The following is a 16,877-nucleotide window of genomic DNA, read 5'->3' as shown; positions in this document are numbered from 1 at the left end:
ACACCTTTCCAACGGGGGCTTGTCCATCCGTCTAAAGCCTTTCTGCCGGGTTCGTTCCCGGCGTCAAATCTGGATTTATCCCTGCATTTGCTGTAGGATTATAATGCTGATGAAAAGCGCAAGGTATATACATAAGGAGGATCACCATGCTAGATGTTCTTGTAATCGGTGCAGGTCCCTGCGGTCTGGCAGCAGCTATCGAATGCGGCCGCCAGGGACTGGACTGCGAAATTATTGATAAGCATAATGTCGTTCATTCCATCTATCTCTACCCGACGCATATGCAATTTTTCAGTACGGCTGAAATGCTCGAAATCGGAGATATTCCGTTTGCCATATCGAATGACAAACCATACCGGCACGAGGCGCTTGCCTATTACCGCCGCGTCGCCAAACATTTTGGTCTGAAAATATCTCCATACGAAGAGGCCCTTACAATTACTAAGCAGCAAGACGGCAGTTTCACTGTCCGCACCCGCCGGCGAAACGGCGAAGAGAACGTGCGGCTGGCCCGTCACGTCGTCATTGCAACCGGATATTTCGATCATCCGAATTATATTGGCATCCCCGGAGAAGACTTGGAGAAAGTCACCCATTATTTCCGCGAGGCCCATCCTTATGCCGGTATGAAGACCGTCATCATCGGCGGCAGCAACTCGGCCGTGGATGCGGCGATGGAGCTGATCCGCGTCGGTGCGGAGGTCACGATGGTTTACCGGGGCGATGCCGTATCCGAAAACATCAAGCCTTGGGTTCGTCCGCTGTTCGACAGCATGGTGCAGAAAGGGCATATCCAGCTCTATCTGCAGTCCCGTGTCGTTGAAATCACGGAGAATTCGGTCCGAATCGAATCCACCAAAGGCGAAGAGCTGCAGCTCGATAACGACTTTGTCCTCGCCTTGACGGGATTCCGACCGGACCGCAAGCTCCTCTCCTCCTCCGGCGTTCAACTGGACCAGGACATGGAGAAGCCGCTGTATAACCCGGAGACGATGGAAACGAACGTGCCCGGATTGTATGTCGCAGGGGTAATCGCTTCCGGACGCAACGCGAACGAGGTCTTTATCGAGACCGGCCGTTATCATGGGCGGTTAATCGCACAGCACTTGAATGCTACAGCACAAAGCTAATAAGGAGTGATTCCGTATGGATGTAACCTCCCTCATCCTGCTTGCCATGGCTGCGCTCGGGATTATCAGCAGCAACTCGGCCGTAACCATCGCGATGCTCGCCCTTTTGCTGATCCGGGTGACCGGCTTTCACCAAGCCTTCCCATGGCTTGAGAAATACGGCCTCACCATCGGGATCATCATATTGACCGTTGGCGTCATGTCCCCGCTGGCTAGCGGGAAGATGAGTCTTGCGTCGATCGGCCAATCGTTCCTGAACTGGAAGTCGCTTCTCGCCATCGCCGTAGGCATGCTTGTCGCTTACCTTGGGGGCAGGGGAGCTACCCTGATGGGGAGCAACCCGACCGTCGTCGCAGGTTTGCTGATCGGGACCGTGCTCGGTGTCGCGTTATTCCGCGGGGTCCCGGTCGGTCCGCTAATTGCAGCCGGACTATTGTCCCTGTTGATCGGCAAGTCCTGAATGGCATTACCGTTTGATTACTGATCCTTTCATGAAACAAGTTCTGCCTCCTGAACGTCTTACTATACGTAGGGAGGCTTTTTCGATTTTGTATTTATGCAAACCTATCATTTCCATTCAAAGTCAAATTTATGGTATGATAGCTATCGTATTTTATGAAGTCTCTTCTTCTTTGAGCTTATGTACAACGTTAGATCCAGGAGGTAATCCCATTGTCGTCAACTAATACGGAATCGTCCGCCGCTCCTATGAGAAGGCTTCCCCTGCTGCTCTTCAGGCAGCTCCGACCGAAGCAATGGACTAAGAATTTACTCATTTTTGCAGCTCCTTTATTCTCCTTTGAAACGGTACATGCCCGCACGCTGCTCGATACCGTGATCGGCTTTTTTCTGCTATCCTTTGTATCCGGCTGCGTTTATATTGTCAACGACTATGCGGACCGCGAGGCGGATCGGAACCACCCGGTCAAGAAATTCCGCCCTATGGCTTCCGGCGAACTTCCGCCAAATTTGGCGCTTGTTTTTGGCGCCCTGCTGCTCATCGCTTCCCTAGCGGTAGCTTACCTTTTGAACCCGTTGTTCACAGGTCTGCTGCTGCTCTATTTTGCGATGAATGTCGCCTACTCTTTCCGGCTGAAACACGTCGTTATCATTGATATTATGATCATTGCGGCCGGGTTCGTGCTTCGGGCGATTGCGGGCGGCCTTGTCATCCACGTGCCGTTTACGCCGTGGTTTCTCTTGTGCACGATGCTTCTCTCCCTGTTCCTCGCAATCGGGAAACGGCGCCACGAGCTTTATTTGCTGCAAAGCGACGTAGGCTCCCATCGTAAAGTGCTGGATCATTATTCGTTTGACCTGCTGGACCAGATGAGCAGTATCGTGACAACGGCGACGATCATCAGCTACTCGCTGTTCACCTTTACTTCGGGCCGAACCGTCCACCTCATGTGGACGATTCCGTTCGTCATTTACGGCATGTTCCGTTATCTGTACCTGATCCACATCGAGAAGAAAGGCGGCGCCCCGGACAAGGTTCTCTTGGAGGATCGCCACATCTTGATCACCGTGATCTTATACGTGGTCAGCGTCGTCGTAATTTTAGTGAACTTTGAATAGCATCTAAACGTCTTATTATAGAAGGAATGACCTATGAAGCAAAAATTCGCGATTTTTGATGTTGATAAAACGGTGATCCGCACGGACTCCATGTTCCAGTTTCTAATCTACGGGTGGAAGAAGCGACCGTCCTCGGCTCCGCACCTATTTAAGGTTGCGCTGCATTCCGCCCTGTATAAAGCGGGGGTGATGCCGGCAGAGCAGGCCAAGAGCGCATATTTTCATGCCATTCGCCATATGGACGATTCGGACCTTGAGCATTTCTATCGGACTAAAATTTTGCCTGCTATGTATCCGGAAGCGGTCAACGTCATGAAGGACAAGAAAAATCAAGGCTTCCATGTCCTGCTCGTGACCGCATCGCCTGATGCTTATATGAGATTTTTTACCGAATTGCCGTATGTCGACCATGTGATCGCCACAAAGCTAACGTCCCGAAACGGACGCTTCACCTCGATGATTGAGGGGAAAAATTGCAAAGGGGAAGAGAAGGTCCTTCGAATCCGGCAATATTTAGAGGATACCGGCCTCGTCATTGATTACGAACAGTCCTGCGCGTATTCCGATTCGCTGTCCGATTTGCCCATGCTGGGCTTGGTCAAGCATAAATACTTGATCAATCACAATTCCGCCCATGGATGCGAGGGATTAATATGGAACAAATAAAAGCGAAGGGAGCGCCGCGTCATCTCGGCAAGGGGCTGATGATCCTGTCGGCCTTTCTGACAGCGACCGGTCAATTGTTCTGGAAGTGGGGGCATACGAATCTGTGGTACATGGCCATCGGATTTATTTGTTACGGGCTTGGCGCCTTGCTCATGATCAAGTCCTTTTCCTTGGAAAAGCTGTCGGTTGCCTACCCGCTGATGTCCATCAGCTACATCGTGGCGCTGTTTTACGGCGAGTTTTTCCTGGATGAGCCCTTAAGCATCAAAAAATTGGCAGCTGTTGCTTTGCTCGGAATCGGGGTGACCTTAACCTCCTATGAAAAATGAATGGATCCTGTATGCGCTGCTGCTTGTTATGACTCTCTTCGGCTCCTTGGGGAGCGTGCTGTTCAAAGCCTTCACGGCGAACAAGCAGCTCAAGCTGCTCCTGGCCGGGTTTATCAGCTATGGCTTGGGTGCGCTGCTTAACATCTATTTGCTTGGTCAGCTGCCTTACACGCTTGTCATGCCGGCCAACGCTCTGACCTTTCTGTGGGCGCTGATCTTTGCCAAGCTTGTGTTCAAAGAGACCGTCGGCATCGGAAAAACAGCGGGCGTAGCTTTTATCATCTCCGGATTATTGCTCCTCGTATGGTGACGGTGAGTACGCTTGTGAGAACAAATCTTAACTATTGATGGATTGGTGGAATGTGAACATGTCTTTTCTAAGCTATTTGTTTCGAAACAAACGCGACAATTACACGGCCATCGGACTGGCTGTCTGCCTTGCGGTGCTGTATTTCTATATGAACATCCCGTTTGTTTCATACATAAGGGACAACGCGGCCTTGCTTGCCCCTCATAACCCTTTTTACGGAGCGCCGTTTCAGTTGAATTTGTTCAACTTTGACCCTTCCATGCAATACGGGCCCGAAAATGTCACGATTATTCACCCGCTTATCAATTTCTTAACCAGTACGCTGACCCTTCTGTTCGGCAAATCGAATTTGCCCTTTCTGATCATTCAATCGATCTTGAATGCATGCAGTGCGGCGATTCTGTATTATCTCATCCGCCGGATCGGTGCCGGCTGGCTGCTAGCCTTCATTATGGCAATCTTCTTTGGCATCAGCTCGTATACGATTTTCACCGCACTGATTCCTGACTCCTATGCTTATGCACAGTTTGTCATCATCCTTTCAGCGGCTTATCTGCACTATTGCCGGGCCCAGGATCGCTTCAGCGTGCCGGCTAACGCAACCTTTGGACTGCTTAATTTCGGAATTACCTCGACGAATGTGGCAACCTTCTTCGGCGCATTCTTCATCAGCTTGTTTGACCGGCGACGCCATTCGATTTGGGGCCGGCTCCTGTACACCCTGCTCGTATTTGCCGCGTTGGTCGCAGGTGCGACGCTGATTCAGTATTTCGTCTTCTCGGGAAAGACATGGATTGGAAGTGTATTCTCGAGCATGCAAAACGGCGCTTTCAGCTACGTGGCGCCCTTCTCGTTTGCGCACCATTCCCGTGTTTTTCATATGCTGCTGGTGAGCCCGATCCTTTCCCCTGAGATGGCCATGATCGATCCCGGCATCGCCGCTTTCGCGACGGATTTAACCAAGCCTTACCCGGTCTATGTCAACATCATCGGATTCGGGCTGCTTGCGCTCGCCATCCTGGCTTTTGTAAGCGGCTTGAGAACGCGGAATGCCTGGGCCTTCATCGTGTACATTATGTTCGGGATTCTGCTGCATGTCGTTGTCGGCTTCGGGCTCGCAACCTACTCCTATGATTTGTATCTGTACGCAGGCCATTACCTGTTTGCTATATTCGTCCTGGCGGCCATGCTGATCTCGAAGCTATACCAAGGCCTGGTCAAACAGCTGCTGACCGGTGTCATGATCGTATTTATGCTTGTCACCCTCGTCCATAACATCGTCTTGCATCATCAAACGCTGGACTACATCCAGACCACGTATGAGACGGTGCTCCAGACGCCTGAGCCCTGAAGAATTCAAACAGGCAAGCACACCGGCAATAAAGCCAATAGAGTCAAACATAAACATCAAAGACCCGCTTCCGGGCCGCGCAGGCCATGGAAACGGGTCTTATTCAAGTTCTGCTTCTATGCTTCAAGATGCTGCACATTGTACAGCCGGGCATAGCTGCCGTCCAGGTTCATCAGCTCGGCATGCGTGCCCTGCTCGGTAATCCGGCCGTTCTCCAGCACGACGATCTGATCGGCGTGCGTAATCGTTGACAAACGGTGCGCGACAATGAGCGTGGTCCGATTATGGGTCAGCGATTGCAGCGCCTGCTGAATAAGATGCTCGGATTCCAGATCCAGCGCAGAGGTCGCCTCGTCGAGCACAAGAATGTCCGGATCCTTAAGAAAGACGCGGGCAATGGCAAGCCGCTGCTTCTGTCCGCCGGACAGCTTGACGCCCCTCTCGCCAACCTCCGTCTCATATCCCTGCGGCAGCTGGGTGATAAAATCATGGGCGTTGGCAGCCTTCGCCGCGGCGATGATCTCCTCTTCGCCTGCCTCCGGGTTGCCGAACAGGATATTCTCCCGGACCGTGCCGCTGAACAGGAAATTATCCTGAAGCACCATGCCGATCGATCCGCGCAGGCTGTCCAGCGTTAAGCTGCGAACATCATGTCCGTTGATTTTGACCGCGCCCTGCTGAACGTCGTAGAATCTTGGAATCAAACCGATTAGCGAGGATTTCCCCCCGCCGCTCATCCCGACGAAGGCGATCGTCTGCCCCTGCTTAATCGTCAAATTGATGTCTTTCAGCACCCAACCCGCATTGTCGTTATACTGGAACCACACCCGGTCGAATTCGATCTGCCCCGCCTGCTTCAGCTCCTTGGCATCCGGCCGGTCCACGATATCGTAGGGCTCGTCCATTAATTCCTTGACGCGCTCCAGCGATGCAGAGGCTTGTGTCAACACCGTCGACGAGTTAATCAGACGCCGCAGCGGCGCATACAGCCTGTCCAGGTAACCAAAGAAGGCAACAAATGTCCCCAGCGTTAGATCCCCCTGGATAACCCGGTACCCCCCGTAGCCGATCACCAGGATCGGCGCGATGTCGGTCAGCGTGTTGATCACCGAGAAGGTGAGCGCGTTCCAGCGCGTCTGGGCCATCGCCTTTTTCAGGAAATTTCCGTTGATGCCTTCGAATTTCTTCTGATCGTAACGCTCCAGCGTAAAGCTTCGAATAACGGAGATCCCCTGAATGCGCTCATGCAGGTACGCTTGAATGCCGGCCAGCGCCTGGGACCGATCCTTCGTGAGCTTCTTCAGCCGCTTGTACAGCAGGTTGACCGCCAATCCGTACAGTGGAAGCACCGCAATGGATACCAGGGTCAGCACCGGATTCATGACAAACATGATGACCAGAACGAAGAGCAGTGTGAAAATGTCCAGCCAAATGTTCATCATGCCGACTTCCACCAGGTTCTTGGACTGCTCCACATCATTAATAAAGCGGGAGATTGCCTCCCCCACCTTCGTGTTCTGATAATAGCGCAGCGACAGGCGCTGAAGATGAGCGTACAGCCGGTTTCGCATATCGAAGAGAATCCGGCTTGTAATGAACTGCGCGAAATACTGCCGGAAATACTCGACCGGTCCCCGGATGATGACAAACACCACCAGAGTACCGCCGAGAATCCACATGAGCTGCTCGATCTTCTGTGCGACGGACAGCTGTTGGTTGATCAGAAGGTCATCCACGACATACTTCATGATCATCGGGAGCAGCAGCGGGATCCCGAATTTAATCATCCCGATCGCGAGGGTCAGAATGATCCACTTCATATAAGGCTTAACGAATGGATAGTAAATTTTCCATGATTTCAAGTGAGATAACAGCCCCTTTCCTATGCAATCCACCCGGTTGTTCTATAAAGAGCGGTTGACAATTAAACCCTTCAATGATTTATTAGTTCTAAACTCAATTATTGTATCATATCACGCAGGAGGATTTCTTTCATGACCAGGATTTTCGTGACGGAAGCGGTTATGCTGGCCATATATGGCCAATTGTTGGTACCGCCGACGCCCGTCGAATACATTGTTCCGTATACAACCATATTGGAATTGTACGAGCTCCATGCCAGCGAGGAGCAGCTCATGAACAATACCGCAGATGATCAGCACGTCAAGATGAAGATCCGTGAGCTCATCTCCTATTTCGAGGAGCCGCTCAATAAGAAGAAGATCGATCGCGCCCTTCAGGTCCCTTGGGCCAAGAGCCCGATGATTCCTGTGGGGGAATCCACAACCGTAACGGTGATGAATACCTTGGATACCGCAACCTACGGAGAGGCCTTCGATCCGATCGAAACCGAGCTTCTGCTCGCTTCCCAAAAGGCCGAAGCACCGATCCTGACCGACCAATACGAGCTGATTCAGCGTATCGTGGAAAGCGCTCTCCCCGTTCAAGTGTATGATATCGACGACTTCGATTTCGCCCTCGAAATACCGATGTCTTAAACGATCGCTGCGGACGGCGCTTCGCCAACAGATCGTATTCATGATATTCGAGGCGTTAAACGCGGTTTAATCCAATAAATACGCACAGGCAGCCGTTCACCAGCATGAAGCGCCGCCTTATTGGGAGACACGTATTTATAAAACAACCTGTTGGGCATAATTCCGGTAGTGGACCGGACTCATGCCCTTTTTATTTTTTATACGTTTGTGAATATGTATATAATACTGCACTTCCATTGTTCGTTGGTTCTAACAATTGGGATGCATCTTCAAACCCGGCTGCTTATTTATGCTATCGGCAGGTTCATAAGAAGGACATTAGGACAAAGCATATTATTTTAAATGATGGATTAGAATGTCTTTAAAATTTTGTGCAGCTTTTGACAAATATCCATGCTCTATCCATATGAGGGCAGTTTCAGAGTTTATGCTTGGTATGATCTCGGCATAAGACAAGGTGTTGCACATTTTTATCTGTAAAGCGATTTTAGGAACAATTGCAATTCCTAGTCCTGAATCGGCTAAAGTCATTAATGTTGTCACATCAGGACTTTCGCATGTAATGTTTGGATTAAATCCAAAACTGTTACATGTTTCAATAAACTTGTGAAAAACATTGTAATCGCCCTGGCCATGTAATACTAAAAGCGGCTGATCCTTCAATTCTTGTATCGGAATCGTTGTTCCCTTAAAAAGAGTGCCATTAGAAGGTTGTAGAGCTACGAGTGGTTCAGATTGTATATGGTGGATTGAAAGATTTCTCATTTCGGTCATTTCTTTAGATTGGAATGGTAACCTTACAATCCCTAATTCAATGTCTTTATTTAGAAGAAGCTCTTCAATTCTTTGTGAATCTTCCTCCCAAAGTTGAAACGAAATAAGTGGATATTTCTCTTTAAATAATTTTAAAAGTGGAGGAAGGTAGGGTACGCATGACATTACTGTCCCTAATGAAAGTTTACCTCTTATTCCTTCCTGCTGTTCCTTAACTTCTGCAATCATCCCATCAATTGAATTTATAACTTCCTTCGCTCTTTTATAAAAAGTCTCTCCGGCAGGAGTTAATTCAAATATCTTATTATTACGTTTAATAAGCATTACTCCCAGTTCATCTTCTAATGCCTTTAGTTGCATACTTAACGGGGGCTGGCCAATATGTAACCGGTTAGCTGCACGTGTTATCTGCCCTTCTTCTGCAATCGTTATAAAGTAAACCAGTTTCTTTAAATCCATGATCTCCAAAGCGCCCTTTCCATCATATATTTTATATATACTTACTTACTATTATATATATTTTACATATGTATTTACTACATCCTAAAATAAAACAGTAGCCGAAAGACAGCAAGGAATAGTTTATTTGAGGAGAGGACCATAGATATGAAACCACTAAAAAGCTTCCGTGAATATGTGGAAATCCTAAAAGAATATAACGAAATCGTTCCGATCCATCAGGAGATCGATTGGAACTTAGAGATGAGTGCCATCATTCGTCGTGCTTATGAACTGCCGTCACCGGCACCACTTTTTAAAAATATTAAAGACAGTAGACCAGGATTTGAGGTATTAGGTGCACCTGTAGGTATTAGCCCCAATAAGGAGCATCCATTTATTCGAGTAGCGCTTTCCCTTGGGCTTCCGATTAACACGCCTGCCCCTGAGCTGGTTAAAGAGTGGTCTAAACTTCCCGACGTTCACCCCATTCCCCCTCGCTTGGTTACGAATGGTGAATGTAAAGAAAACAAATTATTTAATGACGAGATTGATCTGACTAAACTTCCTGTACCGTATATTCATGTTGGTGATGGAGGACGTTACATTAATACTTACGGAATTTTGATTGTCCGCACACCTGATGGATCTTGGGTTAACTGGTCCATATCCCGTGTAATGCTGGAGGGTCCCCGTTCAATGGCCGGTGTTGTTATAGCCTCTCAGCACCTCGGAAAAATATATGGAGAATGGAAAAAGGAAGGGAAAGAAATGCCGTTTGCCTTATGCTTGGGTGTCGATCCCGGTATCTCCATGATTGCAGGGTATCCTCTTCCCGACCATGTTAACGAAGGAGAGATGATTGGAGGGTGGTATGGTGAGGCCATTGATGTTGTTAAATGCGAGACCAACGATTTGGAAGTCCCGGCTACAAGTGAAATTGTGATCGAAGGTACCGCATCCTTTGAAGAGATGATTCCAGAAGGCCCAATGGGTGAATATGCCGGTTATACATGGGTCGGGCATGAAAAACAAGCTCCACGCTTTCATGTGACCGCCATGACTTATAGAAATCATCCAATAATGCCGGTAACTGCAGCAGGTATCCCACCTGAAGAAAATCACACCAACTGGGGCATCGCTATTGCTGCAAGCATTCAACATGCGCTGAGAAAACAAGGACTGCCTGTAAAGGAATGCTTTATTCCATTAGAGTCTGCGGTGCATTGGCTTGTTGTCACCGTAGATCGCAGCCGTCAAAGAGAAGATCATGAAGGGCTGGCTTATAGAATCGGCGAAGCCGTTTTTGCAACCAGAGCCGGTTCTTATGTGCCAAAAGTTATTGTCACAGATGACGATATCGATCCAAGTGATATCAAACAAGTGGTGTGGGCTTTGGCAACTCGACATCGTCCAGATCAAAGAATAACCATGACCGACCAAAACGTACTTCCCCTTGTTACTTACCTGGATGAAAAAGAAAAAAGCACAGGAGTTACTACAAAGGTCATTTACAATTGCTTGATGCCATGGAATGACACCTCGGCAGATAAGCAACCCATCGAAGCATCGTTTAGAAGTTATCCTGAGAAATTACGAAATCATATCGTTAAGAATTGGGAAAACTACGGATTTTAAATGATTTTCATCGAAATTATGAATGACTTCACAGTAATTACAGCAAGCAATTTAATACAAAGGAAGTTACACAAGATGAAGTTAATTGTAGCAATAACGGGAGCAACAGGAGCCATGTTTGGTGTCCGCCTTCTGCAATTTCTTAAATCTACTGACGTTGAAACACATTTGGTATTATCCTCATGGGCGGCTGCAACCATACAAAGTGAAACGCCGTTTACAGCGAAGGAAGTTTCAAAGATGGCAGACTATTCGTATTCCAACAAAGATCTGGGATCCAGGATTTCAAGCGGCTCCTTTCAGGTCGACGGGATGATCGTTATTCCCTGTACAATGAAAACACTGGCTTCCATTCGAATAGGCTTAGGGGATAATCTGATTGCGCGAGCAGCAGATGTCATATTAAAAGAACGTAAAAAGTTGGTATTGGTCACACGTGAAACCCCACTCAATGATATTCATCTTGAAAATATGCTGTTTTTATCTCGTATGGGAACGGTTATTCTCCCTCCAATGCCGGCGTTCTATAACCATCCACAATCATTGGATGATGTAGTGAATCACATTGTATTTCGAACGTTGGATCAATTCGGGATTCATATGCCAGAAGCAGAAGAAAAACGCTGGGGAGGGATGTTGCCTAATTAACATTTGACCTGAATTTATAAGAGCAGCTCTAATTTTACTAAAAGAGGATGTAGCAATTTATCCTGACTGAAAAAAATTCCCCGTAAGGGGAATTTTTGAATTCGAGCTATCCAAATGTTCGCCTGGTCAATTGCCGCTGACACAGCGGCAATCTTCATATAAACAGACAAGAGGCACGGTCCCCTGCGGGGCCGTCCCCTCTTGCTTTTGCAGAACAACCCGCTTTTTCTTGCTGCAGCCGCTATGGAGCTTCCTTCGCCTTTTGGGCTTTCTCAAGTAAATGGACGGTGATCTTATCCATCTTGGGCAAATCCTCAGGGTTAAAAAACTTCAACGAGATTTCCGCATCCATCGACAGTTGAATCGCGCTGCGCAGACCCGTTGCCTCATAAAGGCCGATGACATAGTATTCCTCGTCTCCGCCAAGATGCTTCTTCATGTACTCCGGACCGGATACCAGCTCCAGCAGCCGCATCTCATCCGCGGTAAGCCCGGTTTCTTCCCACAGCTCTCTGGAAGCGGTATCTTCAAGGGCTTCGCCAGGCTTCAGGTTCCCCATTGGAAGTCCCCATACGTCCCTGTTCTGCCGCTTCAGAAGCAGGAGCTCTCCATGCTCGTTCAGTACGAGCACAGCCGCCTTTACGCGGACCACCGAACGCTTGCCGATATATTGGCGAATATCGCGGTGATATACGTTCATCCCGGGAACCTCCTTTCCCTAGACAGCGCTGAAGTATATTCCTATGCGATCAATTCACTGCGCCCTCTTCTTCATAAATATACGAAATGTCATCCAGTGATTCCTCATAAGTGACGTGCAGCGTATAGCCCTTCAAATACCAGAGGTCCTGCTCCTCCATATAGAACGTGACTTCTTCCGACCGCTCGGTCAGTCCCGGGGATCTTGGCTCCTCGACGGAAATGCCAAGCGAAAATCCGGGATGCAGCCCGCCGCCTGAGCTATACCGTGGGAAGAAGCGCACATACGTGCCTGGTTGAAGGTCCAGTTCCTTTCTGTACCAACGCGCCGCCTCATCGCTGACTTGAATCTGCATTTGTTGTGCCCCCTTCTCAAGAAGTCAATTTCCGACAGCCTCCGGCTAAAGCATCTCTCAATAGAAAGGCCGAAGTTTCTGGTCTTTTGATGTAAATTCCATGTACGTATTAACATAATAACGCAAACATACATTAGGTTACAAATCCATTTTGATAACATATTCATGACGGATTGAGCTTGATCCCTTGAGCGGATTCCTCAAAATTTAGGTTTGACACACTTCAGAATCTGGTGTTACAATTCACTCCATACGAGATCGATTTGAATTTATTGTAAAATTACGAAGAAAGGGTGAGCCTCATGTTGAATCCAATTGGCATGGATGTCTTGTTTGATCTGAAGATCCTACAATTGAATATGATTCGGCTCCCCGTTCGTGCTGCATCGTCATCATGAAGCCATGTTCATACGGATTCCAAGTCCGCTGGGTGAACTGGCATAACCGCGCGCGAAAGGCCTCGATCACCGTGCGTATGATAGGTTAAAGATTGAATAAGCATATCGTCCGTCGCCGGATGATGTGCTTTTTTTGGTTTTCAGAGATGATCGGCTGCAGAAAACCTGCATACGAAAGGAAGGGATACCATGTTTGCCGTACTTCGAAATTTAGGATGGTTTTTCAAGCGAGAACGAAAACGATACTTAATCGGATTATTTTTCCTCATTTTTTGCGGGCTCATCGAGCTCCTGCCGCCGCTGCTGCTCGGAGACGCGATTGACGATATCGTCAGCAGCTCCATTACCTGGGCCTCCCTGGCCAGATATATCCTGATGATTCTCGGGATCGTTGCAATCGTTTACGGCGCGACCTACATATGGATGCACCGCCTGTTCGGAGGCGCAAATCTCGTGGAGCGCCTGCTTCGGACCCGCTATATGAATCACTTGCTGCGAATGCTGCCGCCGTTCTTCGAACGGAACCGGACCGGGGACTTGATGGCCAAGGCAACGAACGATCTGCGATCCGTTGCGGCCACGGCCGGATTCGGCATGCTCGTCATGACCGACTCCACGATCTATTTGATCGTTGTTCTGTTTGCAATGGGCTTTATCGTCAGCTGGAAGCTGACGCTCGCGGCGATTCTCCCGCTTCCCATCATCGCCATCGGCATGGTGATCTATGGAAGAGCGATCCATAAGCGCTATACGCTAGCGCAGGACGCATTCGGAGATATGAACGACCAGGTGCTGGAATCCGTTGCCGGCGTGCGGGTCGTCCGGGCTTATGTACAGGAACGTGCCGACCAGAAGCGGTTTCAGGATATCACGGACGATGTCTACCGCAAAAACCTGGCCGTAGCCAAAGTCGACGCTCTATTCGAGCCGACGATTAATTTTTCCATTGGGCTGAGCTATGTGATCAGCTTGGCCTACGGCGTATATCTGGTCTTTCATAACCAAATCACCCTTGGGGATCTCGTATCGTTCAATATGTACCTGGGGATGATGATTTGGCCGATGTTCGCGATCGGCGAGCTGATCAATATCATGCAGCGGGGCAATGCGTCCTTGGACCGTGTCAATGATACACTCCATACGCCGCCGGACGTCGCAGACCCGGAACAGCCCGTCGACCTGGATCAACCGGATTCGATCCATTTTCGGGACGTCACGTTCCGCTATCCGACCTCATCCGTCGATAATCTGAAAAATGTCAGCTTTACGCTGCAAAAAGGCCAGACGCTCGGCGTTGTCGGACGAACGGGAAGCGGTAAATCCACGCTGCTGAAGCAGCTTCTGCATGAATATCCGACCGGAACCGGAGATATTCTGATCGGAGGCGTTCCGATCGAGAGGCTGGCTGCCGACAAACTGCACAGCTGGATCGGGTATGTTCCCCAAGAGCAAATTCTGTTCTCCAAAACCGTGAGACAGAACATCCAATTCGGCAAAAAGGACGCCAGTGACGAGCTCATTATGGAAGCGATCACCACTGCTGCATTCGACAAGGACTTGGTCACGCTGTCCGATGGACTTGACACGCTCGTCGGCGAGAAGGGCGTTGCCCTATCCGGCGGCCAGAAACAGCGCGTCTCCCTTGCCCGTGCCTTTATCGGCGACCCTGAAATTCTGATTCTGGATGACTCCCTCTCGGCAGTCGATGCCAGAACCGAGGCGAGAATTATCGAGAATATCCGAAGCAAGCGGGCGGGCAAAACAACACTGATCTCGACCCATCGCTTGTCGGCGGTACAGCACGCGGATTTCATCGTTGTGCTTGAGGACGGCCGGATCATCGAGCAGGGGACCCATGACGAACTGCTGGCGCTTGGCGGTTGGTACCGCGAGCAATATGAACGCCAGCAGGTCGAAAACAATCTGACCTCCGAGGAGGTGTCGTAATTGACTCCAAATGAAACAACGATATCCAATGATTCCGGAATCGCCAAGAGGCTGTTCCGATATGCATTAACGGCCAAAGGCACCTTCATTGCGGCGCTGCTCCTGCTTGCGCTCGGGGTGGCTGCCGAGCTCGCCGGCCCGTTCATCGCCAAAACGATGATTGACGACCATATCCTTGCCATTGAGAAGCCGTATTATGAGAGCAAGGAAGCGGATGGCGCCGCACAATATAAAGGAACCTATTACAAGCGGGAGGACCGCTTCACCTCGGGTGAAGCACGCGGACAGGAGGTACGGATCCTCCAGGCCGGGCGCAGCTTCTATTTTATCCATGAACCGGTGACGCGGGTTGACGGTACCCGCTCTTATGAGAACGGTACGCTGACGATCACCGCTGGGCAGGAGCAGCTCCGGTATCCGGCAGTCCCCTTGTCCACAAGTGAATTATTCGAGTTTTACAAGCCCGAGCTCCCCAGCATCTACAAGCTGGTCGGCCTGTTCCTGATCTGCTTGCTGGTGTCCATGGTTACGGTGTTCGGCAGAACCTACTGGCTGCAATCGGCAGCCAACCGGGTCATCCAGAAGCTGAGGACCGATGTGTACGCGCATATTCAGCGGTTGCCGGTGCACTTCTTCGATAATCTTCCGGCGGGCAAGGTCGTATCCCGGGTTACCAACGATACCGAGGCGGTCAAAGACCTGTTCGTAGCCGTGTTATCCAACTTTAGCTCCGGCGCAGTCTACATTACCGGGATCTATGTCGCCTTGTTCCTTCTGGATGTTCGTCTCGGATTAATCAGCCTGTTTGTTATTCCGATGCTGATCGTATGGACGATTCTATACCGCAAATTCGCGACGAAATACAATACGGTCATCCGGTCACGTCTCAGTGAAATTAACGCCATTATCAACGAATCCATTCAGGGGATGGCCATTATTCGCGTATTCCGCCGCCAGAAAGCGACCCAGGAGGAATTTGAAGCACTGAACGCCGATTACATGGCGCATCAGAACAAGATGCTGAATCTAAACTCCTTCACCACGCATAACCTTGTTAACGTACTGCGTAACGTAAGCTTCGTTGTCGTGCTGTGGTACTTCGGCTCTGCTTCGCTGAATGGGGCCGGCATCGTATCGATCGGGGTTCTCTACGCCTTCGTTGACCTGCTCGGCCGGATGTTCCAGCCGATTACCGGCATGGTGAATCAGCTGGCAGCGCTGGATACCTCCATCGTATCCGCGAAGCGCGTGTTCGAGCTGATGGACGAAACCGGCGAGAACGTAACGGACGGCTCGATGCCTCGATATTTGGGAAATGTGGAATTTAAGGGCGTTACCTTTGCGTACAAGAAGGACTGGGTACTCAAAAATATCTCCTTCGAAGCTAAGCAAGGCCAGACGGTAGCCCTTGTCGGCCACACCGGCTCAGGAAAAAGCTCTATCATCAACCTGTTGTTCCGCTTTTACGACCCGCAGCAAGGCACCATTACGATCGACGGGAAGCCGGTGACCGACATTCCGAAGCAGTGGCTGCGGAAGCATATGGGCATCGTGCTTCAGGATCCGTATTTATTCACCGGAACGATTGCCTCGAACGTAAGCCTTGGCGATCCCGAAATTACGCGGGAGCAGGTCGAGCAGGCACTTCGTGATGTTGGCGCAGACCGGCTGCTGGCCCATCTCCCTCAAGGATTCGATGAGCCCGTGATCGAGAAAGGCAGCACGCTCTCCGCGGGGCAGCGTCAATTGATCTCGTTCGCGCGCGCACTCGCATTCAATCCGGCTATCCTCATTCTCGATGAGGCTACAGCCAACATCGATACGGAGACCGAAGCGCTGATCCAGGATGCGCTTGAGGTTCTGAAGCGCGGCCGCACGACCTTCATCATCGCGCACCGGCTGTCGACCATTCGCAGCGCAGACCAGATTCTTGTTCTGCACCGGGGCGAAATCGTTGAGCGAGGCTCGCATGATGAATTGATGGCCCTTGAAGGAAGGTACTATAAGATGTATCAGCTGCAGCAAGGAGGCAATTCCGGCCAAACCGAGCATAAAGAGCCGGTAGGAGCTCAGCTAGCTGCCAAACCTGCAGGCAGTCATCTATAAATTATAGGGCC

At 49.9% G+C, this 16,877-nt stretch carries 16 protein-coding genes; 12 read left to right on the top strand and 4 right to left on the bottom strand.

Annotated elements, in window-relative coordinates; all coding sequences use genetic code 11:
• The first annotated feature begins 146 nt into the window (after positions 1–146).
• The 7 genes from NSQ46_RS11770 to NSQ46_RS11740 all read left to right on the top strand — a co-directional run bounded on the left by NSQ46_RS11770 (position 147) and on the right by NSQ46_RS11740 (position 5,364).
• Entirely contained in the window at positions 147–1,130 is a 984-nt protein-coding gene (locus NSQ46_RS11770) for a YpdA family putative bacillithiol disulfide reductase (protein ID WP_007128639.1), read from the top strand.
• A gap of 16 nt (positions 1,131–1,146) precedes the next feature.
• On the top strand, positions 1,147–1,590 hold the full coding sequence (locus tag NSQ46_RS11765) for a DUF441 domain-containing protein (protein ID WP_007128640.1): 444 nt from the start codon (positions 1,147–1,149) through the stop codon (positions 1,588–1,590).
• A gap of 248 nt (positions 1,591–1,838) precedes the next feature.
• Positions 1,839–2,708, top strand: coding sequence for a decaprenyl-phosphate phosphoribosyltransferase (locus tag NSQ46_RS11760; RefSeq protein WP_342576987.1), 870 nt, complete (start codon positions 1,839–1,841; stop codon positions 2,706–2,708).
• A 33-nt stretch (positions 2,709–2,741) separates the two neighbouring features.
• Positions 2,742–3,374 carry an HAD family hydrolase gene (locus tag NSQ46_RS11755; protein ID WP_007128642.1) on the top strand — a complete coding sequence of 211 codons (633 nt, stop codon included), beginning with the start codon at positions 2,742–2,744 and terminating at the stop codon, positions 3,372–3,374.
• Positions 3,362–3,703 (top strand): EamA family transporter, encoded by a 342-nt coding sequence (locus NSQ46_RS11750; RefSeq protein WP_144866416.1) that lies wholly within the window; start codon positions 3,362–3,364, stop codon positions 3,701–3,703. Before NSQ46_RS11755 ends, NSQ46_RS11750 begins: the two co-directional genes overlap by 13 nt.
• Positions 3,693–4,013, top strand: coding sequence for an EamA family transporter (locus NSQ46_RS11745; protein WP_342576788.1), 321 nt, complete (start codon positions 3,693–3,695; stop codon positions 4,011–4,013). Before NSQ46_RS11750 ends, NSQ46_RS11745 begins: the two co-directional genes overlap by 11 nt.
• Before the next feature lie 58 nt (positions 4,014–4,071).
• Positions 4,072–5,364, top strand: coding sequence for a DUF6080 domain-containing protein (locus NSQ46_RS11740; protein WP_342576787.1), 1,293 nt, complete (start codon positions 4,072–4,074; stop codon positions 5,362–5,364).
• A 116-nt stretch (positions 5,365–5,480) separates the two neighbouring features.
• On the opposite strand, the gene NSQ46_RS11735 is transcribed toward NSQ46_RS11740, so the two are convergent.
• Entirely contained in the window at positions 5,481–7,226 is a 1,746-nt protein-coding gene (locus tag NSQ46_RS11735) for an ABC transporter ATP-binding protein (protein WP_007128646.1), read from the bottom strand.
• A gap of 132 nt (positions 7,227–7,358) precedes the next feature.
• Between NSQ46_RS11735 and NSQ46_RS11730 the strand changes: the two genes are divergently transcribed.
• A complete protein-coding gene (locus NSQ46_RS11730) occupies positions 7,359–7,862 on the top strand; it encodes a hypothetical protein (protein ID WP_007128647.1) in 504 nt (167 codons plus the stop codon).
• A 333-nt stretch (positions 7,863–8,195) separates the two neighbouring features.
• Here the strand turns inward: NSQ46_RS11730 and NSQ46_RS11725 are convergent, their stop codons facing one another.
• Entirely contained in the window at positions 8,196–9,095 is a 900-nt protein-coding gene (locus tag NSQ46_RS11725) for a LysR family transcriptional regulator (RefSeq protein ID WP_210095110.1), read from the bottom strand.
• A 147-nt stretch (positions 9,096–9,242) separates the two neighbouring features.
• Between NSQ46_RS11725 and NSQ46_RS11720 the strand changes: the two genes are divergently transcribed.
• Together NSQ46_RS11720 and NSQ46_RS11715 are read left to right on the top strand one after the other, a co-directional pair.
• On the top strand, positions 9,243–10,712 hold the full coding sequence (locus NSQ46_RS11720; RefSeq protein WP_342576786.1) for a UbiD family decarboxylase: 1,470 nt from the start codon (positions 9,243–9,245) through the stop codon (positions 10,710–10,712).
• A 75-nt stretch (positions 10,713–10,787) separates the two neighbouring features.
• Entirely contained in the window at positions 10,788–11,360 is a 573-nt protein-coding gene (locus NSQ46_RS11715; protein ID WP_007128650.1) for a UbiX family flavin prenyltransferase, read from the top strand.
• Positions 11,361–11,601: 241 nt separating this feature from the next.
• On the opposite strand, the gene NSQ46_RS11710 is transcribed toward NSQ46_RS11715, so the two are convergent.
• Positions 11,602–12,060, bottom strand: coding sequence for an NUDIX domain-containing protein (locus NSQ46_RS11710; RefSeq protein WP_007128651.1), 459 nt, complete (start codon positions 12,058–12,060; stop codon positions 11,602–11,604).
• A 49-nt stretch (positions 12,061–12,109) separates the two neighbouring features.
• Positions 12,110–12,415: a HesB/YadR/YfhF family protein gene (locus NSQ46_RS11705; RefSeq protein ID WP_007128652.1), complete on the bottom strand. Its 306-nt coding sequence runs from the start codon at positions 12,413–12,415 to the stop codon at positions 12,110–12,112.
• A 587-nt stretch (positions 12,416–13,002) separates the two neighbouring features.
• Here NSQ46_RS11705 and NSQ46_RS11700 point away from each other — a divergent pair.
• Together NSQ46_RS11700 and NSQ46_RS11695 are read left to right on the top strand one after the other, a co-directional pair.
• Positions 13,003–14,760 carry an ABC transporter transmembrane domain-containing protein gene (locus NSQ46_RS11700; RefSeq protein ID WP_210095113.1) on the top strand — a complete coding sequence of 586 codons (1,758 nt, stop codon included), beginning with the start codon at positions 13,003–13,005 and terminating at the stop codon, positions 14,758–14,760.
• Positions 14,761–16,866 carry an ABC transporter ATP-binding protein gene (locus NSQ46_RS11695; RefSeq protein WP_342576785.1) on the top strand — a complete coding sequence of 702 codons (2,106 nt, stop codon included), beginning with the start codon at positions 14,761–14,763 and terminating at the stop codon, positions 16,864–16,866.
• Positions 16,867–16,877: the final 11 nt, after the last annotated feature.

The sequence above is a fragment of the Paenibacillus sp. FSL M8-0142 genome (assembly GCF_038597315.1).
Taxonomy (GTDB): Bacteria; Bacillota; Bacilli; order Paenibacillales; family Paenibacillaceae; genus Paenibacillus_AQ; species Paenibacillus_AQ lactis.
The sequence above is the reverse complement of the archived record's forward strand: the minus strand, read 5'-3'. Positions and strand labels throughout refer to the sequence as shown.